Genomic DNA, 26,430 nt, shown 5'->3' on the forward strand with positions numbered 1-26,430 from the left:
GGTGCTGCTCATTTGGCGCGATCCGTGCAGACGCCGGCCATTTCGGCCAGTGCGGTGCGAACGGGCTCGTCGATCGGCAGCTCGCTGAGGTGGTCGCGCGCGGAAGCGACGCGATCGCCGATCATCTCCTCGATCAGCTGCACCGCACCCGTCTCGACGATCAGCGCTTTCCACCGGTTGATCGCGTTGTCGTCGAGGGTTTCACGCTCCGCGATCTCGATGAGTTCGCGCCGGGCCGGCGCATCGGCCAGCTGGTGGGCGGCCACCACGACGCTGGTCGCCTTGCGCTCCAGCAGATCGCCGGCGCTGGGCTTGCCCGTCATCGCCGTCGAGCCGAAAACGCCGAGCACGTCGTCGCGTAGCTGGAACGCCTCGCCGACGGCGGCGCCATAGCGGCCCAGTTGGGACAGCGTCCGATCGTCGCACCCGCCCATGGCCGCGCCGATCTCCAGCGGCCGGCGCACCGTGTAGTTCCCCGACTTACGCCGCGCCACGTCGAGCACGACTTCCAGCCGGGGCATCTGGCGCGCATCGTTGGTCAGGTCGGCGAATTGCCCGACGGCAAGCTCGGTGCGCATGGCGTCATAGCGTGGCCACGCGCGTTGCAGACGCCGGGGCTCGACGCCGCTGTTGCGCAGCATTTGTTCGGCCCAGATGAGGCAAAGGTCGCCCAGCAGAATGGCAGCGGATTCACCGAATCGTCGCGACGAGCCGCGCAATCCGCGCTCGCGATGCCATTGGCCGAATTGCCGATGCGCCGACGGGCGGCCGCGCCGTTGGTCGGAACCGTCCATGACATCGTCTTGCAGCAACGCAAAGGCGTGCACCAACTCGAAACTGGCCGCGGCCCGCAGGGCCGCGTCGTCGGGCGGCGCGCCGCACAGCCAGCCCAGGTACACGAACGTCGACCGCAGGCATTTACCGCCGGAGACGAACTGCACCAGGATGTCGCCGGCGGCATCGATGCGCGCATCATCCAGTTCGCCGACGCGTCGCGCGACGATGAAATCGACGACATCGCCCAAAACCATGCGCCGTACGTTCGATTGCCATGCTTCGAAATCGTCAGCGCTCAGCCAACCGATCGCCACCGGCGACGCCGTGGCCGGTGAAAACGACAAAGCTTCCATAGTGCCCAAGCGCTCCCTCCCGGACGGCTTGGCATGCCCAGTCCTGTCCGGCCAAACACCCGCGTCATACCCGCCGATGAGGCGGGCAAAACCACAGCGCTGACCGTCAGACGCCCCCTTGCGCCGACAGCTACGACATACCATCTTGTTCAATAACTTAAACATTAATTTAATGAAATTAACCCGGTGGGCGCCCAGCTGAGGCTGTCGGGTTCAGCGGCCACCTACCTGGTCGACCGGCTGATCGACTGCGGCCATATCCGTCGCGATAAAAATCCGGCAGACCGCCGAAAGGCGGTGTTGCGCAACGACGAGTCCGGCCTGGCCACGCCCGGTCTTTCTTCAGCCCGCTGAGCACGCCGCATACCCGCATCGCCCTCGCCGACCCACCCGATGCCGACTCGACCGCCGGCCACCGGGTACTTTCCGCGCTGCTCGAAGGGTTGCGGTGCTTCCAAGACGAATTGGGTGTGGGGCCGAAACCTTGACCCGGGCAATGGGCAGGCCAAGATCACGACGCGGCGCTGTGCGTGGCACGGGGGCGGGGTGGCCGCGGCCGCGCCAGCTCGGACATGAATTGTCGCCGCGCTCGCAGAATGTCTTCGACGTTCTGGAAGGCCTCGGGCACCGAACCGGCGATCGGCAAGCCGTTGTCGTGCACGATCCGCAAGAGGGGCCGAACCGCCGCTCCGCCGACGACGCCGCAGTACACGCGCGCCTTGCGGAGCTCATCGTTGAGGAATAGGAGGGATCGAAAACCTTCCACACTGACAAAACGCAGATGACTGAGGTCGAGGACCAAGGGGGTCTTGAGCCGGGCGAAGTTTCGGATCTCTTGGGTGAGGTCCTTCGCATTCGAAGCGTCGATCTCGCCGTCGACGCGCAGCACCGTACCGAGATTGCGCGCATAGACGAACAGATGCGCCCTGTCGAAATGAGCCGTGTACCGGCACCGTGCGGGGTCGTGTGGGTCCGCTGAATTTGCGGAGCGAATAGCAGCCATGAGAGCGCCTATCGAATATTGGTGAGAAGGGAGTGATAGTGCTCAGCACACCGCCCCCCGCTGGAGACGCAGCTGTGAACTCAACCTGTTCGGGAGCCTACGCCGACGTGACCGCTCGATATCGATATGCCGAAACGCCCAGGTGAAGCATTCGTTTTCTGGCCTTTTGGCGACCAACACTTGTTCGCTTGCCGGCCAGAGCCGGGCGCGGTTTGACCCCATTTGCGGCGGGTATACGCGTGTCGAGTGGCAAACGCGATAGACCCTCTGAAGGACGTGAGGGGTGATGCGTCCCAATGGAAGAGCTAGGGCGCCGGTGGTACCGGCTAGCGATCGCATCCGCATTTACGACCATGCTCTTTGCCGCGCCGGGGCAGGCGGCAGCCGATCCGGGCGGCACGGTGTTCCCCGGGATGGAGATCCGGCAAGGCAACGCGATTTGCATGGTGGGACTGGTTGAGCCGCGGTTGCGGGTCGCGGTGACCAGTGGCCAGTGCGATGGCGGAATGTCGATGGTGACCGACCGTGACCGCAAGTCGATCGGGTCCGTGGTACTGGGGCGTCGCCAACTCGACGCGGACTCCACCGCGGACACCTCGATGCTGCCCGTGGAATATGAAGTCATTGCGATCGCACCGGAGGTGACGGCCAGCGATGTGCTGCCGACGGGGCGCCACCTGGGGTCCAATCCCGGTCTGCGAGCGCAGCCGGGCATGCCCGTGTGCCAGCTACGCAGCGCGACCGGTCAACGATGCGGCTCGGTCAGCTCGGTGGCCAATGGCCGCTTCGCCATTACCGACATGGTGTCCGACAGCCGTGACTTCGGCGGCCCGGTGTACACGCTGACCGACGACAACAATGCCGTCATCGTGGGATTGGTCGAGGGCACCTGGAGATCCTCGACCCAGATCGAGTCTTGGCAGGCGGTCATGGCACAGGTCTACATCGACAGCCACACCTACAACCCGCAGCACCAGCCGCCCACCCTGCGAATGATCGGCTGGCGCACCTGATCGCGCGGACCGGTTTCCCCGGCCGCAGAATGGGAATCCGCCGCCGGTGAAAGTTTTGGAACTTGTGGCATTGCCGTTTCAGTGGGGCTCCGCGATCCGGGGCAAACGGTTCTTCCATCCGACCGGGGTGCTGGCGCAGGGCTACATCGAACGCATTGCCCCTGCGGCGCAGGGCTTGCCGATCGCATCCTCGGAAATTGTTGCGCGCGTGTCGAAGGCCACCGGCACACCAGGGGCGCTGCCCGACCTCATCGGGTTCGCCTTCCGGCTGCGCACACCCCAGCCCGCGGACCAGCCGTGGGACATCCTGCTTGTCTCATCCGGGTCGGGGGCGCTGTCCCGCGCGCTGGCGCTCCGGCCGGCCACCTCGTGGAACGGCCAGACCCTGACCACGCTGATGCCGTTGCACTTTCAGGGCAACAATTGGTGGCTGCGGGCCGGGACCTCGAACGAGATCGGCGGCCCTGGTTTGTCCCTGGACAGTGTCCGGTCGAAGCTCGCGCGCAGCAACATCGAGGTGGCACTCGACCAAGCCTGCGGCAGCGGCGATTTCACACCGTTGGCCCGCATCACGCTGACCACCGCCCTCGACCCCGAACGCGACCACGACGTGTCGTTCGACCCGGTGCTCAACACGCCGCCCGGCCTGAGTCTGCACCCCCGGTGGTTGGCCGATCTGCGCGCCCGCGCCTATCAGCACAGCCGCGACGGCAGAGATGCCGAAGAGTAGCCGTTCGTTCTGAGGAACCAGCCGGTGTCTAAACGGATCGTCATCACCGGGGCCAGCGGCAACGTCGGCACCGCCCTGCTGCGCCGGCTGGCCCAAGACGGCACTGATTACGAGATCGTCGGCGTCACCCGCAGACAACCGCCGCCGGACGGCGTGTACCGATCCGTCCAATGGCATGAGCTGGACCTCGCGGACCCGGGCGTGGCGATCCAGCTGCTCAACGTTTTTCGCGGTGCACGATGTGTGATCCATCTGGCGTGGGGATTCCAGCCCACCCGCAACAGACGCTACCTGGACGCGGTCGCCGTGAACGGCAGCGCCGCGGTGTTGAGCGCGGCTCACGACGCCAAAGTGCCTCAGCTGGTGCACATGTCGTCTGTGGGCACTTACGCCGCCGGGCGGTACGGGGAGCACGTCGACGAGTCCTGGTCGACGGGGGGCATCAGAACGTCGGCCTACAGCAGGGCGAAGTCCACGGTGGAACGCATGCTCGACGAGTACGAGGGCCGCAATCCCGAGGGTGTCGGCATCACCCGGATGCGGCCCGGATTCATTTTGCAGCGCGACGCCGCGCCGGGCCTGCGGCGCTACACCCTGCCCGCCTACCTGGATCCGCACTGGCTGCGCTGGCTGCCCGTGCTGCCGTTGGATCGCTCGCTCTGCGTGTCCGTCGTGCACGCCGACGATGTCGCCGACGCCTGCGTGAAAGCGGTCGAGGGTTGTGTGCTGGGGCCGTTCAACCTTGCCGCCGAACCGCCGGTGTCGCGCGATGACATCGCAAAGGCATTGCGGGCGCACCCGATTCATGTGCCCTCGGCCGTGCTCGGGCTGGCGGTGGAGGCATCGTGGCGGGCCAGGCTGCAGCCCATCGATCGCGGCTGGCTCGATATGGCGTTTTCGCTGCCGCTGCTCGACACCGCCCGGGCGCGCGACGTGCTCGGGTGGTCGCCGCGGTGGGAATCGCTCGCGGCGCTGGCCGACCTCATCGACGGCTTCCTTGACGACTCGGGGACGCCGAGCCCGGTGCTGCATTCCCGGTCGTTCGTCGAGGCGATCACCCGGGATGTCACCGTCGGGCCGCTGACCGTTCGTCGGGTGCCCTGAAGATCCGTCAGCCCGTGCGCCCCAACAGGTGACGTAGCGCCCCGTCGAGGCTCGGCTGACGGAACCGGTGTCCGGCGGCGGCGAGCGCGGCGGGTGCCACGCGCTGGCTCGCGCACGCCAGTTCGCGGGCGCCCTGGTCGCCCAGCAGTAGCCGCGGGCCCAGCGCCGGCACCGGCAGCACGGCCGGTCGGTGTAGCACCCGCGCCAGGACGGCGGTGTATTCGCTATTGCGAACCGGTTGCGGCGCAACGGCGTTCACCGGACCGGAGAGTGCGGCATCCCACATCGCACGGTGATAGACGTCCACCAGATCGTCGATCCCGATCCAGGACAGCCATTGTCGCCCGTCGCCGAGCCGGCCGCCGAGGCCGGCGCTGAACAGCGGGCGCATCAGCTTCAGCGTGCCGCCGGCCGGCGATTGCACGATGCCGGTGCGCACCCGCACCACCCGCACCCCGGCCTGCTGCGCGGGCGTGGTCGCCTCCTCCCAGTCGGTCACCACGTCGGCCAGGAACCCGTCGCCGCGATCGCTGTCCTCGGTCAGGGTGTCGTCGCCCCGGTCGTATCCGTAGTAGCCGATCGCCGACGCCGAGATCAGCACGGCCGGCCGGGGATCGGTGCGGACCAGCAGTTCGGCCAGCCGCCGAGTAGGCCCAATCCTGCTGTCGCGGATGGCCTGCCGGTGTTCATCGGTGAACCGGCCGGCGATCGATGCTCCCGCCAGATGGATCACCGCGTCGACCCCGTCGAGCAGCCGCGGGTCGGGATCGTCTGTGTTCCATTGTCGCTCGCCGTCACCGCGTGGCGTGTGCCGGACCAGCCGGATCACCCGATGGCCACCGGTGCGCAGGAAGGCGGTCAATGCCGAACCGACCAGTCCCGAGGACCCGGTGACGGCGACCGTCGAAGGCCGCAGCCCGTTCTCGGCGGCCAGCCGGTGCGCGGCCAGATCGTCGGCCAGCTGCCGGTGCCGGTAGTCGAACATGGGCCGCAACAGCGATCCGGGCACCGGGGTGTCGACCCGGTCGATCACCCTGGTGCGGTTGCCGCCGAGGTCCTCGAATTCGTGGGTGTGCTTCCACCGCAGGGCGATTCGTGCCGGCAGCGTGGCCAGGCCTTCGCCACCGATGGCGTCGACGAAACGCCGCGGCGGGTCGTAGCCGTCGGGCTGATGGACGGCGACCCAACGCAGACCCCCGGGCAGCGCCAGCGTGGCCCGCCCGTCCTTGAGTGAGGCCGCCTCGGTGACCAGCCGTATCGGCTGCCACGGCGGCGAGAGCCGGGCGAACGCGCCCGCCCTGGCATGCCAATCGAAAACGTCGGTGATGGGAGCGTCCACGACGCTCGAAAACTCCAGCCCCATCCCTCGACGTTAGTGCTACCGGTCCGGCAAGGCGTGTTCGACGATAGGTAGCCGGGCCTGCGGCTGCCGCACGCCACGCTTGGCCGACAGGTAAACCTGCGCGGTCTTGTCGGCCACCGTGTGCCAATCGAAATCCGAGGTGAGTCGCTCGCGGGCGGCGTGGGCGCGCTGCTGCGCGGCCTGCGGGTCGTCGAGCACGGTGCGCACCGCCGCGGCCAGCCGGGTCACGTCGCGCGGCGGGCACGACACCCCGGTCTGGCCGTTGATCACCGCCTCACCCAGGCCGCCGATGTCCGACGTCACCAGGGGAGTGCCGGCCGCGGCCGCCTCCAGCGCGACGATCCCGAACGGCTCGTAGTGGCTGGGCAGCACCGCGGCGTCGGCACGATGCAGGACGGCCAGCAGCTCGGTGTGTTCGAGGTGCCCGACGAACCGGATCGCCTTGAGCACCCGGTGTTTACGGGCCTGCTCGATGAGCCAGCCCTGCTGGGTGCCCTCACCGGCAATGGTCAGCGTGGTGCCGGGGTGGTTGCGCCTGATCCGCGGCAGCGCGGCGATGACGTCGTGCACACCCTTTTCGTATTCCAGCCGGCCCAGGTAGAGCAGTTCGGCCGGCCCGGTGCGCGGCCGGCGCGCCGCGAACGGCCACCGCGCCGTCTCGATACCGTTGCAGATCACCGTGATCTCGGCCAGACCGGGACCGAACAGTTCGGTGATCTCGTCGGCCATCGACGCCGAACACGTGATCAGCGAGTCGGATTCGCGCACCAGCCAGGATTCGACCGCGTGCACCTGGCGGCTGATCGCGCCGCTGACCCAGCCGGAATGCCGGCCGGCTTCGGTGGCGTGGATCGTGGAAACCATTGGCGCATCGTAGAATTGGGCGAGAGCGACCGCCGGGTGGGCCACCAGCCAGTCGTGGGCGTGCACGACGTCGGGCCGCCACGCGCGGTTGGTGCCCGGCTTTGTCAGGGGCAGCCCGGCGCGGATCATGGAGTGGCCCATCGCGAGCGTCCACGCCATCATGTCGGTGCCGAAGGTGAATTCGTGCGGATCCTGGGCGGCCGCGATCACCCGGACACCCTCGCTGATGTGGTCGGACGACGGGTGGCTGCGGGGATCGGTTCCGGTGGGCCGGCGCGAGAGCACGACGACGTCGTGACCGGCGGCGGCCAGCGCGGTCGACAGGTGGTGCACGTGCCGGCCGAGCCCGCCGATCACCACCGGCGGGTATTCCCACGACACCATCAGGATTTTCACGCCGCGGCCCGCCTCATCGGGGCAACCTGCGGGCGTCGAGGGCGCCGAACAGTCCGTCGGCGCGGTTCCAGCCCTCCGCCAGGCGCTGCGCGGTGTCGCGCCGGCCCGACGCCAGCGCGTCGGCGATTTCACGGGTGGCGTGCGCATGCAGGTGGGCGCGGTAGCGGGCGTAGTCGGTGGCCGAATCCTTGCTCACCATGAACGGCCAGTCGCTGGACACGGTGAGCAGCGTTTCGCGCAGGATCTGATCGGCGACATGGTCGCGGGGGATGGGCCCGTCCAGCGACGCGGTCTGGGACAGCGCCTTGTCGACGGTGCTCAGCGCCATGTCGACGACTTCGCTGTTCAGCGCGACCAGATCGGCGACCTGGTCGCCGGCCCACACCTGCCAGTCCTTGCCCGAGCCCCACGAGCTGGGCGGCAGGGCCACCGGGTTGCCGACGAAGCCGTCGGCGATGGCGTCGTTCAGCGTGCCCACCCGCACGCCGGCCTCGGGCAGGGCGCGCAGCACCCGCTCCAGCCACGTCGGCCCCTCGTACCACCAGTGACCGAACAGCTCGGTGTCGAAGGCGGCGACCACGTGGGCGGGTCGCCCGATGCGCTCGGACTCAGCGAGCAGGCGGTTGCGGACCACGTCGACGAAGTCGGCGACGTGCGTGTCGACCGCATGATCGGCGCGCTCGGGGTCGTAGGGCGCCTTGTCCTCCGAGGACACGCCGCGGCCCGTGACCCGGGCCGGCTTGAGTCCGGTGAGGTGGTCATACGTGTGGAAGTCGCGATACGCGGCGTGCCCGGGGTAGCCGGATTTCGGCGACCACACCCGGTAGCTGACCTGCAGATCGCGCCCGAACGCCACCACATCGGTGTCGCCGACGGGCCGGCCCAGCGCGGTGTCGCCGTGCAGCGAGGGGCCGTCGACCATGAAATGGGTGACGCCGGCGGCCGAATAGTCGTGTTCCATGCCGGGCGCGTAGGCGCATTCGGGCGCCCAGATCCCGCCCGGGCCTCGCCCCTTTCGCGCCCCTAGGCGCGCTTGCGCGTCGGCCAGGCCCTCGCGCAGCGCGAACTCGCGCAGCCGCGGCGCCAGCAGCGGTTGGAACGGGTGGGCCAGCGGGCCGCCGAGCAGCTCCACCGTGCCGGCGTCGAGCAGGCTGCGCAGCAGCGGGCTGCCGCCGTGCCGCCACAGGGTGGCGAAGTCGTCCAGCGACCGCTGCGCCTCGGCCGACTCACGAATCCCCAAGGCGCGCAACGCTTCCGGGGTGCATGACTGGTAGCCGGCCGACTTCGAGCGGGACGCGGACCGCACGCTGGTGGCCTCAAGGCCGCGCAGCCGCCAGTTGGCCAGCCAGTGGTGCATGCCGTCCAGGCAGTACGGGTCGTCGAGTTGGGCGTTCACCACCGGCGTGACGCCGAGCGTGATCACCCCGCGGCGGTCCTCGCCGGCCAGGGTGTTGAGGACACGCATCAGCGGCAGGTACGCCGCCGCCCAGGATTGATACAGCCATTCCTCGCCGACCGGCCAGCGGCCGTGGTGGGCCAGCCAGGGCAGGTGGGTGTGCAAAACCAGGGTGAAGAGGCCGGGAACCCGGTTCTGCGGCGTGCTCACGGCGCTACCGCGATCGCGATCAGGTCGAGGCTGTCGTCGATGTGCTGGCCGGCGCCTACACCCACGCCGGCGTCCACCAGGTCGAAGTCCCCGGTGGTGACCGCGGCGACGTCGGCCGCCAGCTCGGGCGGCCACGGGGCGTCGGCCACCGCCCGGGCGATCTGCGCGTCGATGATCGAGCCGCCGTGCCGGGCATCCATTTCGCGAAGCCGGGGGCCGTGGAACAGGCCGCTGACCGAAACATCGGTGAACCCGCCGTCGATGAGCAGCTGGGTCAGCTCGGCGGCGTTGAGTTCCCGGGTGTGGAAGGGGTTGATCGGGGTGTCGCGGCCCGGTGAGAAGGTGATCCGGTTGGGTGTCGACATCAGCAAAAGCCCTGACGGGCGCAGCACTCGGGCGCACTCGACGACGAACTGTGTTTGGTCCCACAGGTGTTCGATCACCTGGAAGTTGACCACAATATCCACCGACGCATCGGGCAGCGGCAGCTGCGCGAGGTTGGCCTGCATGACGTCCACCCGGGGGTAGCGGCTGCGGACATGGGCCACCGCGGCCTCGTCGTAATCCACCGCGATGACACGGCGGGCGACACCGGCGATCAGGTCTGCGCCGTAGCCCTCGCCGCAGCCGGCCTCGAGCACGTCGGCGTCCACGCAGCGCCCGGCAAGTCGCTGGTAGACGACCTCGTGGCGGCGGAACCAGTAGTTCTCGATGTCCAGACCCGGGATGGTGCGCTCGCCCGTCAGCATCATCGCCGCGTCGCCCGCCGACGCGGTATCGCCGGGGGTGTGCTGCGGGGCGTCGGGGACCAGTGCGCTCATTGCATAGGCAGGCTAACGCGAAGTGTCGGATTCGCGAACCGGGGAAGCGGGGCCCCGCTTCTCAAGCGGCGGACGGGCTGCAAGAACGTGCACTACGACCAGCTATGGTGTGAAGGCATACCGCACAAAGTTACCGGGTAGTAACACGGCTGTGCGTTGCGAAAAACGCGTACCGAGGTCTCGCAGTCGATCGCTGCGGACCCCTTCGAGGAGGACGAACCACACTCATGACGAACATCGTGGTCCTGATAAAGCAGGTCCCAGACACCTGGTCGGAGCGCAAGCTGACTGAGGGCGACTGGACGCTCGACCGCGAGGCTGCCGACGCGGTGCTGGACGAGATCAACGAGCGCGCCGTCGAAGAGGCCTTGCAGATCCGCGAGCGGGAGGGCGGCGAAGGCTCGGTGACGGTCCTGACCGCGGGCCCCGAGCGCGCCACCGAGGCCATCCGCAAGGCCCTGTCGATGGGCGCCGACAAGGCCGTCCACCTCAAGGACGACGGCCTGCACGGTTCCGACGTGGTCCAGACCGGCTGGGCGCTGGCGCGCGCGCTGGGCACCATCGAGGGCACCGAGCTGGTCATCGCCGGCAACGAGGCCACCGACGGCACCGGCGGCGCGGTGCCGGCCATCATCGCCGAGTACCTGGGCCTGCCGCAGCTCACCCACCTGCGCAAGCTCTCCATCGAGGACGGCAAGGTCACCGGCGAGCGCGAGACCGACGACGGCGTCTTCAACCTGGAGGCGAGCCTGCCCGCGGTGGTCAGCGTCACCGAGAAGATCAACGAGCCGCGCTTCCCGTCCTTCAAGGGCATCATGGCCGCCAAGAAGAAAGAGGTCACGGTGCTGACCCTGGCGGAGATCGGGGTCGAGAGCGACGAGGTCGGCCTGGCCAACGCCGGGTCGTCCGTGCTGTCGTCGACGCCGAAGCCGCCGAAGACCGCGGGTGAGAAGGTCACCGACGAGGGCGAGGGCGGTAACGACGTCGCAAAGTACCTGGTTGCCCAGAAGATCATCTGACCCGATTCCCAAGACGAGAAGAGCGAGATAACCCATGGCTGAAGTTTTGGTGCTCGTCGAGCACGCCGAAGGAGCGGTGAAGAAGGTCACCGCCGAATTGATCACCGCCGCCCGCGCTTTGGGCGAGCCGTCCGCCGTCGTCGTCGGTGCCCCCGGCACTGCCGCTCCGCTGATCGACGGGCTGAAGGAGGCCGGCGCCGCCAAGATCTACGTCGCCGAGTCCGACGATGTCGACAAGTACCTGATCACCCCGGCGGTCGACGTGCTGGCCGCGCTGGCCGAGTCGAACGCCCCGGCGGCGGTGCTGCTGGCCGCCAACGCCGACGGCAAGGAAATCGCCGGCCGGCTCGCGGCCCGGATCGGATCGGGCCTGCTGGTCGACGTGGTCGAGGTCAAGGAAGGCCCCAAGGCCATCCACTCCATCTTCGGTGGTGCGTTCACCGTCGAGGCGCAGGCCAACGGTGACACCCCGGTGATCACGCTGCGCGCCGGAGCCGTTGACGCGGAGCCGGCCGCCGGCGCCGGTGAAGAGGTCAAGGTCGAGGTCCCGGCCCCCGCCGAGAACGCCACCAAGATCACCGCCCGCGAGCCCGCGGTCGCCGGTGACCGTCCGGAACTCACCGAGGCCACGATCGTCGTCTCCGGTGGTCGCGGTGTCGGCAGCGCGGAGAACTTCAGCGTCGTCGAGGAGCTGGCCGACTCGCTGGGTGCGGCCGTCGGTGCGTCGCGCGCCGCCGTTGACTCCGGCTACTACCCGGGCCAGTTCCAGGTGGGCCAGACCGGTAAGACGGTCTCGCCGCAGCTCTACATCGCGCTGGGCATCTCCGGTGCCATCCAGCACCGCGCGGGCATGCAGACGTCCAAGACGATCATCGCGGTCAACAAGGACGAAGAGGCTCCCATCTTCGAGATCGCCGACTACGGCGTGGTGGGCGACCTGTTCAAGGTCGCGCCGCAGCTGACCGAGGCGATCAAGACGCGCAAGGGCTGAGTCTCTCGGCCTCAGGCCCCCGGCGCCGCGGTGCCGGGGGCTTTTGCGTTCCTCTGTGTCGGCGCCCGGGGCGCTCACTTTTCGCGACAGTTCGTCATCTCACGTGCACCGACACGTCACAGCGTCGATGCCGACTAGCACATCGACTACGCCACGTTGGGGTTCATGAGCATTGCTTCAGTCCTCATACCCAGCGATAAGCCGACCGGTACGGCCACCAGCGAGTCGGCCACACCCCGGTACTCCCTGTTGCTGTCCACCGACCCCGCCATGATCGAGGCGGCGCAGCGACTCCGCTACGACGTGTTCACCAGCACGCCCGGCTTCGCACTGCCGGCGGCCGACCGGGAAGGCCGGGACGTCGACAGGTTCGACGAGTTCTGCGACCACCTGCTGGTGCGCGACGACGACACCGGTGAACTGGTCGGCTGCTATCGCATGCTGGCGCCGGCGGGGGCCATCGCGGCCGGCGGGCTCTACACCGCCACCGAGTTCGACATCCGCGCGTTCGACCCGCTGCGATCCTCCCTGGTGGAGATGGGACGCGCCGTGGTGCGCGACGGGCATCGCAACGGCGGCGTCGTCCTGTTGATGTGGGCGGGCATCCTCGCCTATCTGGACCGCTACGGCTACGACTTCGTGACCGGGTGCGTATCGGTGCCCATCGGCGGCGAATCCGAGGTTCCGGGGCGCCAGCTGCGGGGTGTCCGCGACTTCATCCTGAGCCGGCACGGGGCAGCGCCGGAATACCGCGTCTACCCGCACCGGCCGGTGGTCGTGGACGGGACGGCGCTCGACGACATCGCGCCGCCCGCGCGGCCCTCGGTTCCGGCGCTGCTGCGCGGTTACCTGCGGCTGGGCGCCCAGGTGTGCGGCGAGCCCGCGCACGACCCGGACTTCGGCGTCGGCGATTTCTGCGTCCTGCTGGGCAAGGCGCACGCCGACACCCGATATCTCAAGCGACTCCGATCGGTCTCCGCGGCGTCGGAAATGGCGGGCGGCGAGCGATGAACGCCGCCGCGGGCACCGGGCACTCCTGGCTACCGCGCGCCTCGTGCGATGCCGGCTGCGTGGGTGCGGGCCACGTGGTGGCGTCGCGACCGCTGCGCCGCGCGCTGCGGGTGACGCTTCGCCTCATGCTGGCGCTGCTGCTGGCGCCGGGGCTGCCGCTGCTGGCGGTGCCGGTACCGGGCCGCACCCGCGTGCAGCGCATCTACTGCCGCTTGGTGCTGCGCTGCCTGGGTGTCCGAATCACCGTGACGGGCAACCCGATTCGCAACCTGAGCGGCGTGCTGGTGGTGAGCCCGCACATGTCCTGGCTCGACGTCTTCGCCATCGGTTCGGTGCTGCCCGGGTCGTTCGTCGCGCGGGCCGACATGTTCACCGGTCCGGCGACCGGGGTCGTGGCCCGCTTCCTGAAGATCATCCCGATCGAGCGGTCCAGTCTGCGGCGCCTGCCCGGCGTGGTGGACGCCGTCGCTCGCCGGCTGCGCGGCGGTCAGACGGTCGTCGCTTTTCCGGAGGGCACCACCTGGTGCGGCCGGGACCGCGGCGCCTTCTATCCGGCGATGTTCCAGGCAGCGATCGACGCGGGCCGTCCGGTGCAGCCGCTGCGGCTGACCTACCACCACGTGGACGGCAGCCCCTCGACGGTGCCGGCCTTCGTCGGCGACGAGACCCTGCTGAGCTCGATCCGCCGGCTGCTCGTCGTGCCGCGCACGCTGGCCCGGGTGCACGTCGAGTCTCTGCAGCTCCCCGGGACCGACCGGCGCGCCCTGGCCGGCCGGTGCGAGTCCGCGGTGGGTGCGGGAACCGCCCGGCGCGCTGGTCACGGGCACGTGCTGGTGGCCTGAGCAACCGGGCGGGCCGGTATCGTGGGTCGCGTCATGGTCTACCTGGATCACGCCGCCACCACCCCGATGCACCCCGCTGCCGTCGAGGCGATGACGGCTGTGCTGGGCACGGTCGGCAATGCGTCCTCGCTGCACACCAGCGGCCGCACGGCGCGGCGCCGCATCGAGGAGTCCCGTGAGCTGATCGCCGACCGGCTGGGGGCACGCCCCTCGGAGGTCATCTTCACCGCCGGCGGCACCGAGAGTGACAACCTGGCGGTCAAGGGCATCTACTGGGCCCGCCGCGACGCCGATCCGCGCCGCCGGCGCATCGTCACGAGCGAGGTGGAACACCACGCCGTGCTGGACTCGGTGAATTGGCTCGTCGAGCACGAGGGCGCCGAGGTCACCTGGCTTCCGACCGCCGCCGACGGGTCGGTGTCGGCGGCGGCGCTGCGCGAGGTGCTCACACGCCACGACGACGTCGCCCTGGTCTCGGTGATGTGGGCCAACAACGAGGTCGGCACCGTGATGCCGGCCGCCGAACTCGCCGCCGTCGCGGCCGAATTCGGCGTCCCGATGCACAGCGACGCCGTTCAGGCGGTGGGGCAGCTGCCGGTCGACTTCGCCGCCAGCGGTTTGTCGGCGATGAGCGTGACCGCACACAAGTTCGGTGGTCCGCCCGCGGTGGGCGCGTTGCTGCTGCGCCGCGACGTCGCGTGCGTGCCGCTGGCGCACGGCGGCGGGCAGGAGCGCGACATCCGTTCGGGCACCGCCGATGTCGCCGGGGCGGTCGGAATGGCGACGGCGGCCCGGATCTCTGTCGACGGACTCGAGGTCAACAGCGCCCGGCTGCGGGCGTTGCGCGACCGGCTGGTCGACGGGGTGCTGGGCGGCATCGAGGACGTCACACTCAACGGGGCCCGCGATCCGCTGCGCCTGCCCGGCAACGCGCACTTCACCTTCCGCGGCTGCGAAGGCGATGCGCTGCTGATGCTGTTGGACGCCAACGGAATCGAGTGTTCGACCGGGTCGGCGTGCACCGCCGGTGTCGCGCAGCCCTCGCATGTGCTGATCGCGATGGGCGCCGACGCGACCAGCGCCCGCGGGTCGTTGCGACTGTCGTTGGGGCACACCAGTGTCGACGCCGACGTCGACGAGGTGCTGCGGGTACTGCCCGGGGCGGTGGACCGCGCCCGTCGCGCCGCACTGGCCGCCACGGGGGCGTCCTAAGTGAAAGTTCTTGCTGCCATGAGCGGTGGCGTCGACTCGTCGGTCGCCGCCGCCCGGATGGTCGACGCCGGACACGACGTCGTCGGCGTGCACCTGGCGCTGTCCAGCGCGCCCGGCACGCTGCGCACCGGCTCGCGCGGGTGCTGCTCGAAGGAAGACGCCTCCGACGCGCGCCGCGTCGCGGATGTGCTCGGAATTCCGTTCTACGTCTGGGATTTCGCGGAGAGGTTCAAGTCGGACGTCATCGACGAATTCGTGTCGTCCTACGCGCGCGGCGAAACCCCCAACCCGTGCGTGGTGTGCAATCAGAAGATCAAGTTCTCGGCCCTGTCCGCGAAGGCCATTGCGCTCGGATTCGACACGGTGGCCACCGGCCACTACGCCCGGCTCTCGAATGGCCGGCTGCGCCGCGCCGTCGATCACGACAAGGACCAGTCCTACGTGCTGGCCGTCCTGAGCGCCGAGCAGCTGCGCCACGCGGCGTTCCCGATCGGGGACACCCCCAAGCCGCAGATCCGGGCCGAAGCCGCCCGGCGCGGCCTGACCGTCGCGGAAAAGCCGGACAGCCACGACATCTGCTTCATCCCGTCGGGCAACACCCGTGCCTTCCTGGGCGAGCGCATCGGGGTGCGCCGCGGTGCCGTGGTCAACGCGGACGGCACCGTGCTCGCCGAGCACGACGGCGTGCACGGGTTCACCGTCGGCCAGCGCAAGGGGCTCGGCATCGCCGGGCCGGGGCCCGACGGCCGCCCGCGTTACGTGACCGCGATCGACGCGGAGACCTCGACCGTGCACGTGGGCGAGGCGGCCGACCTCGAGATACGCGAAATGGTCGGGCGGACACCGATTTTCACCTCGGGCGTCACGCCTGCTGGCCCGGTGGAGTGCGCGGTTCAGGTGCGTGCGCACGGCGAAACGGCCGACGCGATAGCCGAACTGGTCGACGACGAGCTCGTGGTGCGGCTGCGCGCGCCGATGCGCGGCGTGGCCCGCGGCCAGACGCTGGTGCTGTACCGGCCCGATCCCGACGGCGACGAGGTGCTCGGCAGCGCCACCATCGCCGGCACCGCCCGCTGAATCCGGGCTACCGCGGCATGTTCGCGGAGATATTGGTCATCACGATGTCGGACACCGATTGCGCGAAGCCGCAGAAGGTGACCTCGAGCATGGCCACCGACAGGATCCGGTAGTCGCGGCCGCACCCGCCAGGCCGCAGGTGCAGCGAGGTCGCGTCGGCGTTCCAGTCGCCGACGTAGAGCTGGCCGCTCGAGCCGTTCGCGCAGTCGCCGACCGTACCGACCAGGGTTCCGAAGGCGCGCCGGGCGGTGTCGGCGTCGCGGTAGGCCGCGGCGCCTTCCGAGATCAGCGCGCCGTCGGGTGGGTCCTGAAACGTCGTCTTGTGGAACGTCTCGAGGTCGCGCCCGAAGGTCGCGGTCTCGGCGTAGATGAACCGGCACTCGCGCGGCGCGGTATCGGCCAGCGCTTCGATGTCCACCGGGCTGGTGCCGTCCATCGACGGGACGATGGTCAGATGGTCGCCTGCGCCGGTGATCGCGCGCATTCGCGACTGATCCAGCAGGATCGTGTCGACGTCGACGCCCTGCACCACCCTGCGGTTGGCGCCGGACCCCGCCGCGGCGGCCCCGTCCACCACCCGGGTGCACGCCGCCATCAGCGCCACCACCGCGCACAACGCCGGTAGCCACGCCGATTTCGCCTTCTGCGACACGTTTTCGCACCCCTTCGGCGTTGAACCTACCCGCGCCGTCCCGCGGCACACAGACCCCTGCCGACCGGTGGGTGGTACGACGTCGAATACGGTTGCCCGGTGAGTGTTTTCGCCCATCCCTTTGCCAGCGCCAGCGGTGTCGGATCGTGGCCCGGCATCGCCGCGCGCCAGGCCGCCGAAGTCGTCGTGGGTGAACTCGCGGGCGCGCTGGCGCACATCGTCGAGCTGCCGGCGCGCGGAGTCGGTGCCGACATGCTCGGCCGGGCCGGCGCGCTGCTGATCGACGTGGCCATCGACACGGTGCCGCGCGGCTACCGGCTCGCCGCCCGGCCCGGTGCGGTCACCCGCCGCGCCGTCAGCCTGCTCGACGAGGACATGGACGCGCTGGAAGAGGCCTGGGAGGCCGCCGGCCTGCGCAACGACGGCCGGGTGGTGAAGGTGCAGGCGCCGGGCCCGATCACGCTGGCCGCCGAGATCGAGCTGTCCAACGGCCACCGGGCGATCACCGACCCCGGGGCGCTGCGCGACCTGGCGGCGTCGCTGGCCGAGGGGGTCTCCGCGCACCGCGCGGGGCTGGCGCGCCGGCTCGAGGCGGAGGTGGTGGTGCAGTTCGACGAGCCGTCGCTGCCCAGGGCGCTGGGCGGCGGGCTGAGCGGGGTGACCGCGCTGAGCCCGGTGGCGCCGATCGACGAGCAGGTGGCCGCCGGCCTGCTCGACGCCTGCGCCCAGACGGTGGGCGGCGAGGTGCTGCTGCACTGCTGTGCCCCCGACCTGCCATGGGACCTGTTGCAGCGCAGTGCCTTTCGAGCAGTCTCGGTAAACGCCGGCGCGCTGAGCCCGGCGGATTTGGACCGTGTTGCCGAGTTCGTGGAGTCCGGCCGCACCGTCGCGCTGGGGGTGGTCGCCGGCAAGGCCCCGCCGCGCCGGCCGTCGGCGGAGGAGGTGGCCGCTGCGGTGGTGGCGGTGACCGATCGCCTCGGTTTCGCCCGTTCGGCGCTGCGCGACCGCATCGGCGTCACGCCCGCGTGTGGTCTGGCCGGTGCGACGCCGGAGTGGGCGCGGACCGCGATCGGGCTGGCCCGCAGGGCGGCCGAGATGTTCGCCGAGGATCCCGACGCCATCGAATAGGCAACCGAAAGATTGCGCTTTTGAGCGCGCTGTGCTGAAGTGATAGGCAACCAGGAGGTTGCGTATGAAGATCGAGAAGCACGTGGTGCTGCGCGCGCCGCTCGAGCGGGTGTGGCGGGCCATCAGCGACGCCGAGGAGTTCGGCCGCTGGTTCGGGGTGCGCTTCGACGGGCCGTTCGTCGCCGGGACGTCGGTGACCGCGGCGATCAGCCCGACCGTCGTCGACGGCGAGGTCGCCAAGCGTCAGGAGGCGCACGCCGGGGTGCGCAGCACCTGGCAGATCGTCGCCCTCGAGCCGCGGCGCCGGTTCGCCTATCGCTGGCATCCGTTCGCCATCGACCCGGACGTCGACTACGACCACGAGCCGACCACGCTCGTCGAGTTCACCCTGTCGGAGCAGCCCGACGGCGTGCTGCTGACCATCACCGAATCCGGGTTCGAGGCGATCCCCGAGGCGCGCCGCGGGGGAGCGTTCGAGGCCAACGGCGAGGGCTGGGCGATCCAGACCACGCTGGTGCGCAAGTACATCGAAGGCGTCCGGGTATGAAAGTCGCCGTCGACGCGCCGCTCTTCGACGCGCTGGGCGACCCCAACCGGCTGCGCATCATCGTGCGGCTCTGCGATCAGGGGCCCAGTTCGACATCGCAGGTCACCAGCGTCATACCGGTCACCCGGCAGGCGGCCAGCAAGCACCTGCAGCTGCTGGAGTCCGTCGGGCTGGTGACCAGCAGCCGGCGGGGCCGCGAGCGGGTCTGGACGGTGCAGACCCAGCCGCTGGCGTCGGCCAGCGACTACCTGAGTCAGCTGTCCCGGCGGTGGGACGCCGCGGTGGACCGGTTGCGGGCCTACGTGGAGGACTGAGTGGAGGACTGAGTGGAGGACCGAGCGCGCCCGGTTTCGCGTCGGTGTCCTCGGATAGCCTGCCAAGGTGAGCGCAGCAGAAGCTGATTCGGTATCGCCCGAGGTTCGCCGGCAGTGGCAGGACCTCGCCGAAGAGGTCCGTGAACACCAGTTCCGCTACTACATCAAGGACGCCCCGATCATCTCGGACGCGGACTTCGACGCGATGTTCAACGAGCTTCTCGCGCTCGAGGAGCGTCACCCCGAGCTGCGGGTGGCCGATTCTCCGACCCAGCTGGTCGGCGGGGCGGGTTTTGCCACCGAGTTCGCCGAGGCGCAGCACCTGGAACGGATGCTGAGCCTCGACGACGTCTTCGATCGCGACGAGCTGGTGGCCTGGAGCAACCGCGTCGAGAACGAGGTCGGCAAGGAGCCGTACTACCTGTGCGAACTCAAGATCGACGGGGTCGCCCTGGCGCTGGTGTACCGCGACGGCCGGCTGGAACGCGCCGCGACCCGCGGCGACGGCCGGGTCGGCGAGGACGTGACGCTCAACGCGCGCACCATCGACGACGTCCCCGAGCGGCTGTCCGCCAGCAAGGATTTCCCGATTCCCGCCCTGCTCGAGGTGCGCGGCGAGGCGTTCTTCCTGCTCTCCGACTTCGAGGCGCTCAACGCCAGCCTGGTCGAAGACGGCAAGGCGCCGTTCGCCAACCCGCGCAACAGCGCCGCGGGGTCGCTGCGCCAGAAGAACCCGGCCGTCACCGCCCGGCGCAAGCTGCGGATGATCTGCCACGGCATCGGCCGCACCGAGGGGTTCGCACCGAAGACCCAGCACGAGGCCTACGCCGCGCTGAACGCCTGGGGGCTGCCGGTGGCCGAACAGACCGCCCGGGTGCGCGGCCTTGCCGCAGTGGAGGAACGGATCGGCTACTGGGGTGAGCACCGCTACGATCTCGACCACGAAATCGACGGCGTGGTAGTCAAAATCGACGACGTCGCGCTGCAGCGCCGGCTCGGGACCACCTCCCGCGCGCCGCGCTGGGCCGTCGCCTACAAATATCCGCCGCAGGAGGCGCAGACCAAGCTGCTCGACATCCGCGTCAACGTCGGGCGCACCGGACGCGTCACCCCGTTCGCCTTCATGACGCCGGTGAAGGTGGCCGGGTCGACGGTGGGGCTGGCCACCCTGCACAACGCTGCTGAGGTGAAACGCAAGGGCGTGCTGATCGGCGACACCGTGATGATCCGCAAAGCCGGCGACGTGATCCCCGAGGTGCTCGGTCCCGTCGTCGACCTGCGCGACGGTTCCGAACGCGAATTCGTCATGCCCACCGAGTGTCCCGAGTGCGGCACCACGCTGGCGCCGGCCAAGGAGGGCGACGCCGACATCCGCTGCCCCAATGCCCGGTCGTGTCCGGCGCAGTTGCGGGAGCGGGTGTTTCACGTTGCCGGTCGCGGCGCGTTCGACATCGAGGGGCTCGGTTACGAAGCGGCCATCGCGCTGCTCAAGGCCGGGGTGATCGCCGACGAGGGCGACCTGTTCACGCTCACCGAGGACGACCTGTTGCGCACCGAGCTGTTCCGGACGAAGGCCGGCGCCCTGTCCGCCAACGGCAAACGGCTGCTCGACAACCTGGACAAGGCCAAAATGGTGGCGCTGTGGCGGGTCCTGGTGGCGTTGTCGATCCGGCACGTCGGGCCGACGGCCGCGCGCGCCCTGGCGACCGAGTTCGGCGATCTGGACTCGATCATGTCGGCGTCGACCGAGCGGCTGGCCGCGGTGGAAGGCGTGGGGCCGACGATCGCGGCGGCGCTCACCGAATGGTTCACCGTCGACTGGCATTGCGCGATCGTCGAAAAGTGGCGCGCGGCCGGCGTGCGGATGGCCGACGAGCGCGACACCAGCGTGCAGCGCACGCTGGAGGGGCTCACGGTGGTGGTCACCGGATCACTCAGCGGCTTTTCCCGCGACGACGCCAAGGAGGCGATCCTGACGCGCGGGGGCAAGGCCTCCGGTTCGGTGTCGAAGAAGACCGACTACGTCGTGGCCGGCGATTCGCCGGGATCCAAGTACGACAAGGCGATCGAGCTGGGGGTGCCCGTCCTCGACGAGGACGGCTTCCGGAAGCTGCTGGATGAGGGCCCACCCGAAACCCCGGCGGAGTGAGCCATGAGCAGCCGGTACGGTGACTCCACCCGGAGCCTCAAAGCCATTGACATCGAGGCGATTTCGGGTCAGCCGGTAGCGCCGCAGGCGGTGCTCGCCGCCACCTATCACCTGGCCGCCGACGAGACGAGTGCCTTGGACAACTACGGCCGCGGCTCCAATCCGACCTGGCGGCAACTGGAGTCGGCCCTGGCCGAGTTGGAGGGAGCCACCGGCGCGCGGGTCTTCGCATCGGGCATGGCGGCCATCAGCGCCGTGCTGCGCGCGTTGGCCACGCCCGGATCGACGGTGGTGGTGCCGGCCGATGGCTACTACCAGGTGCGCCGCTACGCCCGCGAAGACCTGGTGACCGCCGGTGTGACGGTCGTCGAGGCGTCGAGTGCGCAGATCTACGACGCCGCCGCGCAAGCCGACGTGGTGCTGGCCGAAACGCCCACCAACCCGGCGTTGGACGTGATCGACGTGCACCGGCTGGCCGGCATCTGCCGAAACCGCAACGCGCGCTTGGTCGTCGACAACACCGCCGCCACGCCCCTCGGTCAGCAGCCGCTGTCGTTGGGCGCTGACGCGGTGGTGGCCAGTGCGACCAAGGCCCTGTCCGGTCACGGTGACCTGCTGGCCGGCTACGTCGCCACCAGCCAGCCCGAGCTGCTGGCCGCGGTGGAGCGACACCGGCTGCTCGCGGGCGCGATCCTGGGCGGGTTCGAGGCGTGGCTTCTGTTGCGCAGCATGGCAACTGCCGGATTGCGCTTCGAACGGCAATGCCAGAACGCCCGGGCGCTGGCGACCATGCTGGCCCGCCACCCGGCGGTGCGGTCGGTGCGCTACCCGGGATTGGTCGACGACCCGGCGCATCCGGTGGCCATGGCCCAGATGCGCCGATTCGGGGCGCTGGTCTCCATCGAATTGGCCGACGCGGCCGCCGTGCACGCGCTGGTGGACCGCAGCGAGCTGGTGATCGCATCCACCAGTTTCGGGGGCCTGCACACGTCGGTGGATCGCCGGGCGCGCTGGGGAGACCCGGTCGCCGACGGATTCGCGCGCATCTCGGTGGGCATCGAAGACACGGACGACCTGCTCGCCGACATCGAACGCGCGCTGATGTCCTCCCGCTGACGATTTCACATTCGTGGGGGGCGGACTGCACCGAAAGTGGTCGCGATCGCCCGACCGGCTCTATCGTGGGCTCTATGACCCAGACCGCCGACCGGTGTGAGCACGCGTCGCCGTGGTCGCCGCGCGAGGCCGAGATACTGGCCGTGACCCTGGCGCTGCTGCAGGAACACGGTTATGACCAGTTGACGGTGGACGCGGTGGCCAACGCCGCGCGCGCCAGCAAGGCCACGGTCTACCGGCGCTGGCCGTCCAAAGCCGAACTGGTGCTGGCGGCCTTCATCGAAGGCGTCCGCCAGGTGGCCGTTCCGCCGAACACCGGCACGTTGCGTGGCGACCTGCTGAGCCTGGGGGAGACCATCAGCCAGGAGTGCGGGCAGCACGCCGGCACCATCCGCGCGGTGATGGTCGAGGTGTCGCGCCACCCCGCGCTCAACGAGGCCATGCAGCATCAGTTCCTGGACCAGCGCAGGGCCACGATCCAGCACGTGCTGCATCAGGCAGCCGACCGCGGCGAGATCTCCGAGGACGTCATCACCGACGAACTCTGGGACCTGCTGCCCGGTTATCTCATCTTCCGGTCGATCTTGCCCGGTCGCCCGCCCACTCGAGACACCGTGGAAGCGTTCGTCGACGGGTTCCTCATCCCCGGCCTGACCAGGTCGGCGGGGTAAGACGCCGCATGTCAGCGCCGGCGCCGGCCGGAAAATATATACGCGCGCGTCTCTTGTACAGTACGGTCCCGTACCGTACTGTCATAGCTGTCGATCACACTCACGGTGTTGGCAGCCGTGTTTGGCTTGAGTGGAATCTTGTCGCCCGATCTTCGAAAGGCTAACGGGTGAAAGGCTTTTCGATCGCGTCCCTGGTGAAGCGGGGGTGGATGGTGCTCGTCGCCGTGGTGGTCGTCGTGCTCGCCGGATTCGGAATCTATCGCCTGCACGGAATCTTGTGGTCGCACAACAGCACGTCGGCCAACAGTGGCCTGTCCAACGAGATCGTCCCGTTCAACCCCAAGCAGGTCGTGCTCGAGGTCTTCGGTGCCCCGGGCGCGACTGCGACCATCAACTACCTCGACGTCAACGCCCAGCCGCAGCAAGTCAAGGACGCGCCCCTGCCGTGGTCGTTCACCATCACCACGACCGAGCCCGCGGTGATCGGCAACGTCGTCGCGCAGGGCAACGGGGACACCCTGGGCTGCCGCATCACCGTCAACGGAGAAGTGAAAGACCAACGCACCGTCAACAAAGTCGACGCCTACACCTTCTGTCTGGATAAATCTGGATGAGCAACGATCAACAGTCGCGGCCGTTCGTGCCGCGCACCATCCGACGGCTCGCGTTGCCGATCCTGCTGTTCTGGGTGGCGTTGGCCGCCCTCACCAACATCGCGGTGCCGCAGCTGGAAGAGGTGGGCAAGACCCACAACGTGGCGCTGAACTCGCCAGATGCGCCGTCGCTCAAGGCGATCAAGCGCATCGGCGAGAAGTTCCATGAGTTCGACACCGACAGCTCGGCGATGATCGTGCTGGAAGGCGACAAGCCGCTGGGCGCCGACGCCCACCGCTTCTACGACGAGATGGTCCGCAGGATCGAGCAGGACCACAAACACGTCCAGCATGTCCAGGATTACTGGGGCGACACCCTGACCGCGGCGGGATCGCAGAGCAGCGACGGCAAGGCCGCTTATGTTCAGGTGAACCTTGCCGGCAATCAAGGCTCGGCATTGGCCAACGAGGGTGTCGGGGCGCTGCGCGACATCATCGATCGCATGAAGCCGCCGCCAGGCGTCAAGACCTATGTGACCGGTGCGGCGCCGCTGATCTCCGATCAGTTCGACGTCGGCAGCAAGGGCACCGCGAAGGTCACCGCGATCACCATCGGGGTGATCGCGCTGATGCTGTTCTTCGTCTACCGCTCGGTGCTCACCACGCTGCTGGTGCTCGCCACCGTGCTCATCGAAATGTCAGCCGCCCGAGGCCTTGTCGCGTTTCTGGGTAATGCCGGCGTGATCGGTCTGTCGACGTATTCGACGAATCTGCTGACGCTGTTGGTGATCGCGGCCGGAACGGACTACGCGATATTCTTCGTCGGCCGCTATCAGGAGGCGCGCGGCACCGGTGAGGATCGCGAAAAGGCCTTCTACACGATGTATCACGGCACGACGCACATCGTGTTGGGCTCCGGGCTCACCGTGGCCGGTGCGGTGGCCTGCCTGAGCTTCACCCGATTGCCGTACTTCCAAAGTCTGGGCATACCAGCCGCATTGGGCATCCTGGTCGCACTGTTCGCCGCGCTCACCCTGGGGCCGGCGATCCTCACCCTGGGTGCCATGGTGGGCATCTTCGACCCCAAGCGGGCGATACGAACCCGCGGCTGGCGCCGCATCGGCACCGCCATTGTCCGGTGGCCCGGCGCCGTGCTTGCGGCGGCGTGCGCGCTGGCCCTGGTCGGCCTGATCGCGTTGCCCGGCTACAAGACGAGTTACGACACCCGCCCCTACATGCCGGCCAGCGCGCCCGCCAACGTCGGTTATACCGCGGCCGAGAAGCACTTCTCGCGGGCCCGGCTGGAGCCCGAGCTGCTGATGGTCGAAACCGATCACGACATGCGTAACCCGGAGAGCATGCTCGTGTTGGACAAGGTGGCCAAGGCGGTGTTCCACGTGCCCGGGGTGGCGCAGGTGCAGACCATCACCAGGCCGTTGGGTACCCCGCTCGTGCATAGTTCGCTCGCGTTCGTGGTCAGCAATTCCAGCGCGGCGCAACAGCAAAACCTGACGTATCAACGAGATCGGGCCGACGACGCCCTCAAGCAGGCCAACGAGCTGACCAAGACGATCAACATCCTCAAGCAGCAGTACACCCTGCAGCAGCAGCTCGCCGCCACCACCCACGACGAGACTCAGAGCTTTCACGACACGCTCGGTACCATCCAGGACCTGCGCGATAAGATCGCGAACTTCGACGATTTCTTCCGGCCGGTGCGCAGCTACTTCTATTGGGAGAAGCACTGTTACGACATTCCAGTGTGCTTCGCATTCCGATCGCTGTTCGACGCGCTCGACGGCATCGACCAGCTCACCGAGAAGTTCGAAAACCTCACGGCCTCGCTCGACAAGCTCGACGCGCTGCAGCCCAAACTGACGGCGCTTATCCCGCCGCAGATCCAAAGCCAGCAGACCAATCGCGATCTGACGCTAGCGAATTACGCCACGCTGTCTGGAATCTACGCGCAGACCGCGGCCGCGATCGACAACGCGACGGCGCTGGGGCGCGCCTTCGACGCGGCCAAGAACGACGACACCTTCTATCTGCCGCCCGAGGTGTTCAACAACCCCGACTTCAAGCGGGGACTGAAACTGTTCCTCTCGCCGGACGGCAAGGCCGCCCGGATGATCGTCACGCACGAAGGCGATCCCGCTACGCCCGAGGGCATTTCGCACATCGATCCGATCACGAAGGCAGCGCACGAGGCCCTGAAGGGCACGCCCATGGCCGGGGCGGGCATCTACGTGGGCGGAACCGCCGCGACGTACAAGGACATTCAGGATGGCGCCAAGTACGACCTGATGATCGTGGCGTTCGCCGCGCTGAGCCTCATCCTGCTGATCATGATGATCATCACGCGCAGCCTGATCGCCGCGCTGGTGATCGTCGGCACGGTGGCCCTGTCGCTGGGGGCCTCGTTCGGCCTGTCGGTTCTGGTGTGGCAGTACATGTTCGGCATCCAGCTGTACTGGGTCGTGCTCGCGCTGGCGGTGATCCTGTTGCTGGCGGTTGGATCCGACTACAACCTGCTGTTGATCTCCCGCTTCAAGGAGGAGATCCATGCCGGGCTGAACACCGGCATCATCCGGGCAATGGCCGGCTCCGGTTCGGTCGTCACCTCGGCCGGCATCGTTTTCGCCGTCACCATGTGTGCGTTCGTGTTCAGCGGTTTTCAGGTGCTCGGCCAGATCGGAACGACGATCGGGCTCGGCCTGTTGTTCGACACGCTGATCGTGCGCTCGTTCATGACGCCTTCTGTCGCAAGGCTTCTCGGGCGCTGGTTCTGGTGGCCGCAACGGGTTCGCCCGCGCCCGGCGAGCACGATGCTGCGGCCCTACGGTCCGCGCCCGGCGGTTCGTCAATTGCTGCTGTGGGACGACGAAAACCCGGTGGCGATGTCATCAAAAACTGGTTGATGTGGTTCCACGGGCTGGCCTGTTGCTTGCCGGCGTGGGCTGGGGGATGCGGGCACCGAATTCTTCAGCGGGGATCGGGCGGCCCGGATTTGTCGTAGGTGGCTGCGATGATGGCGTCATGTCTTCGACCGCATCCGCTGGCGCCGTGGTGGTGCGTCCT

The 26,430-nt window shown here is 68.8% G+C and carries 25 protein-coding genes; 18 read left to right on the forward strand and 7 right to left on the reverse strand.

Annotated elements, in window-relative coordinates; translation table 11 throughout:
* Positions 1–8 precede the first annotated feature (8 nt).
* Entirely contained in the window at positions 9–1,130 is a 1,122-nt protein-coding gene (locus tag A5760_RS02050) for a polyprenyl synthetase family protein (protein ID WP_064877423.1), read from the reverse strand.
* A gap of 186 nt (positions 1,131–1,316) precedes the next feature.
* Here A5760_RS02050 and A5760_RS27150 point away from each other — a divergent pair, with 186 nt between their 5' ends.
* A complete protein-coding gene (locus A5760_RS27150) occupies positions 1,317–1,484 on the forward strand; it encodes a MarR family transcriptional regulator (protein ID WP_231122519.1) in 168 nt (55 codons plus the stop codon).
* A 157-nt stretch (positions 1,485–1,641) separates the two neighbouring features.
* Here the strand turns inward: A5760_RS27150 and A5760_RS02055 are convergent, their stop codons facing one another.
* Positions 1,642–2,133 carry an STAS domain-containing protein gene (locus A5760_RS02055; RefSeq protein WP_082279294.1) on the reverse strand — a complete coding sequence of 164 codons (492 nt, stop codon included), beginning with the start codon at positions 2,131–2,133 and terminating at the stop codon, positions 1,642–1,644.
* A gap of 296 nt (positions 2,134–2,429) precedes the next feature.
* On the opposite strand from A5760_RS02055, the gene A5760_RS02060 reads away from it, so the two are divergent.
* The 3 genes from A5760_RS02060 to A5760_RS02070 are packed head-to-tail and all read left to right on the forward strand — an operon-like array spanning position 2,430 to position 4,980.
* Positions 2,430–3,146, forward strand: a complete 717-nt coding sequence (locus A5760_RS02060; protein ID WP_064877424.1) for a hypothetical protein — start codon at positions 2,430–2,432, stop codon at positions 3,144–3,146.
* 46 nt (positions 3,147–3,192) lie between these two features.
* Positions 3,193–3,876: a hypothetical protein gene (locus A5760_RS02065; RefSeq protein ID WP_064877425.1), complete on the forward strand. Its 684-nt coding sequence runs from the start codon at positions 3,193–3,195 to the stop codon at positions 3,874–3,876.
* A gap of 24 nt (positions 3,877–3,900) precedes the next feature.
* On the forward strand, positions 3,901–4,980 hold the full coding sequence (locus A5760_RS02070; protein WP_064877427.1) for an NAD-dependent epimerase/dehydratase family protein: 1,080 nt from the start codon (positions 3,901–3,903) through the stop codon (positions 4,978–4,980).
* A 7-nt stretch (positions 4,981–4,987) separates the two neighbouring features.
* Here A5760_RS02070 and A5760_RS02075 read toward each other — a convergent pair whose 3' ends face one another.
* From A5760_RS02075 to A5760_RS02090, 4 genes are read right to left on the reverse strand one after another with little or no spacing between them, the layout of a single operon-like run.
* Complete coding sequence (locus A5760_RS02075) at positions 4,988–6,343, reverse strand: TIGR01777 family oxidoreductase (RefSeq protein WP_064877428.1); 1,356 nt, start codon at positions 6,341–6,343, stop codon at positions 4,988–4,990.
* A gap of 15 nt (positions 6,344–6,358) precedes the next feature.
* On the reverse strand, positions 6,359–7,603 hold the full coding sequence (locus tag A5760_RS02080; RefSeq protein WP_064877429.1) for a glycosyltransferase family 4 protein: 1,245 nt from the start codon (positions 7,601–7,603) through the stop codon (positions 6,359–6,361).
* Positions 7,604–7,616: 13 nt separating this feature from the next.
* Positions 7,617–9,209, reverse strand: coding sequence for a glycoside hydrolase family 57 protein (locus tag A5760_RS02085; protein ID WP_064877430.1), 1,593 nt, complete (start codon positions 9,207–9,209; stop codon positions 7,617–7,619).
* A complete protein-coding gene (locus tag A5760_RS02090) occupies positions 9,206–10,030 on the reverse strand; it encodes a class I SAM-dependent methyltransferase (RefSeq protein ID WP_064877432.1) in 825 nt (274 codons plus the stop codon). Before A5760_RS02090 ends, A5760_RS02085 begins: the two co-directional genes overlap by 4 nt.
* Positions 10,031–10,257: 227 nt before the next feature.
* Here A5760_RS02090 and A5760_RS02095 point away from each other — a divergent pair, with 227 nt between their 5' ends.
* The 6 genes from A5760_RS02095 to mnmA all read left to right on the forward strand — a co-directional run bounded on the left by A5760_RS02095 (position 10,258) and on the right by mnmA (position 16,182).
* Positions 10,258–11,049 (forward strand): electron transfer flavoprotein subunit beta/FixA family protein, encoded by a 792-nt coding sequence (locus A5760_RS02095; RefSeq protein ID WP_064877434.1) that lies wholly within the window; start codon positions 10,258–10,260, stop codon positions 11,047–11,049.
* Between the two features lie 34 nt (positions 11,050–11,083).
* Positions 11,084–12,040, forward strand: a complete 957-nt coding sequence (locus tag A5760_RS02100; RefSeq protein WP_064877436.1) for an electron transfer flavoprotein subunit alpha/FixB family protein — start codon at positions 11,084–11,086, stop codon at positions 12,038–12,040.
* 165 nt (positions 12,041–12,205) lie between these two features.
* A complete protein-coding gene (locus A5760_RS02105) occupies positions 12,206–13,051 on the forward strand; it encodes a GNAT family N-acetyltransferase (protein ID WP_064877438.1) in 846 nt (281 codons plus the stop codon).
* A complete protein-coding gene (locus A5760_RS02110) occupies positions 13,048–13,893 on the forward strand; it encodes a lysophospholipid acyltransferase family protein (protein WP_064877440.1) in 846 nt (281 codons plus the stop codon). Before A5760_RS02105 ends, A5760_RS02110 begins: the two co-directional genes overlap by 4 nt.
* A 33-nt stretch (positions 13,894–13,926) precedes the next feature.
* Positions 13,927–15,105: a cysteine desulfurase family protein gene (locus A5760_RS02115; RefSeq protein WP_064877441.1), complete on the forward strand. Its 1,179-nt coding sequence runs from the start codon at positions 13,927–13,929 to the stop codon at positions 15,103–15,105.
* Positions 15,106–16,182 (forward strand): tRNA 2-thiouridine(34) synthase MnmA, encoded by a 1,077-nt coding sequence (mnmA, locus tag A5760_RS02120; RefSeq protein WP_064877442.1) that lies wholly within the window; start codon positions 15,106–15,108, stop codon positions 16,180–16,182.
* Positions 16,183–16,189: 7 nt separating this feature from the next.
* Here the strand turns inward: mnmA and A5760_RS02125 are convergent, their stop codons facing one another.
* Positions 16,190–16,834, reverse strand: a complete 645-nt coding sequence (locus A5760_RS02125; RefSeq protein WP_196771949.1) for a sensor domain-containing protein — start codon at positions 16,832–16,834, stop codon at positions 16,190–16,192.
* A gap of 99 nt (positions 16,835–16,933) precedes the next feature.
* Here A5760_RS02125 and A5760_RS02130 point away from each other — a divergent pair, with 99 nt between their 5' ends.
* The 8 genes from A5760_RS02130 (at position 16,934) to A5760_RS02165 (ending at position 26,270) form a co-directional block, all read left to right on the forward strand.
* A complete protein-coding gene (locus A5760_RS02130) occupies positions 16,934–17,962 on the forward strand; it encodes a methionine synthase (RefSeq protein ID WP_064877444.1) in 1,029 nt (342 codons plus the stop codon).
* 64 nt (positions 17,963–18,026) lie between these two features.
* Positions 18,027–18,509, forward strand: coding sequence for an SRPBCC family protein (locus tag A5760_RS02135; RefSeq protein ID WP_064877446.1), 483 nt, complete (start codon positions 18,027–18,029; stop codon positions 18,507–18,509).
* Positions 18,506–18,823 carry an ArsR/SmtB family transcription factor gene (locus A5760_RS02140; protein ID WP_064877448.1) on the forward strand — a complete coding sequence of 106 codons (318 nt, stop codon included), beginning with the start codon at positions 18,506–18,508 and terminating at the stop codon, positions 18,821–18,823. The genes A5760_RS02135 and A5760_RS02140 overlap by 4 nt, the downstream gene beginning before the upstream one ends.
* Before the next feature lie 67 nt (positions 18,824–18,890).
* Positions 18,891–20,972 (forward strand): NAD-dependent DNA ligase LigA, encoded by a 2,082-nt coding sequence (ligA, locus tag A5760_RS02145; protein WP_064877450.1) that lies wholly within the window; start codon positions 18,891–18,893, stop codon positions 20,970–20,972.
* Between the two features lie 3 nt (positions 20,973–20,975).
* Positions 20,976–22,088 carry a cystathionine gamma-lyase gene (locus tag A5760_RS02150; protein WP_064877451.1) on the forward strand — a complete coding sequence of 371 codons (1,113 nt, stop codon included), beginning with the start codon at positions 20,976–20,978 and terminating at the stop codon, positions 22,086–22,088.
* A 62-nt stretch (positions 22,089–22,150) separates the two neighbouring features.
* Positions 22,151–22,759, forward strand: coding sequence for a TetR/AcrR family transcriptional regulator (locus A5760_RS02155; RefSeq protein ID WP_155764171.1), 609 nt, complete (start codon positions 22,151–22,153; stop codon positions 22,757–22,759).
* A 167-nt stretch (positions 22,760–22,926) separates the two neighbouring features.
* Entirely contained in the window at positions 22,927–23,373 is a 447-nt protein-coding gene (locus A5760_RS02160; protein ID WP_196771950.1) for an MmpS family transport accessory protein, read from the forward strand.
* Positions 23,370–26,270, forward strand: a complete 2,901-nt coding sequence (locus A5760_RS02165; protein ID WP_064877454.1) for an RND family transporter — start codon at positions 23,370–23,372, stop codon at positions 26,268–26,270. Before A5760_RS02160 ends, A5760_RS02165 begins: the two co-directional genes overlap by 4 nt.
* Positions 26,271–26,430: the final 160 nt, after the last annotated feature.

The sequence above is a fragment of the Mycobacterium colombiense genome, from assembly GCF_001665835.1.
Classification (GTDB): domain Bacteria; phylum Actinomycetota; class Actinomycetes; order Mycobacteriales; family Mycobacteriaceae; genus Mycobacterium; species Mycobacterium colombiense_A.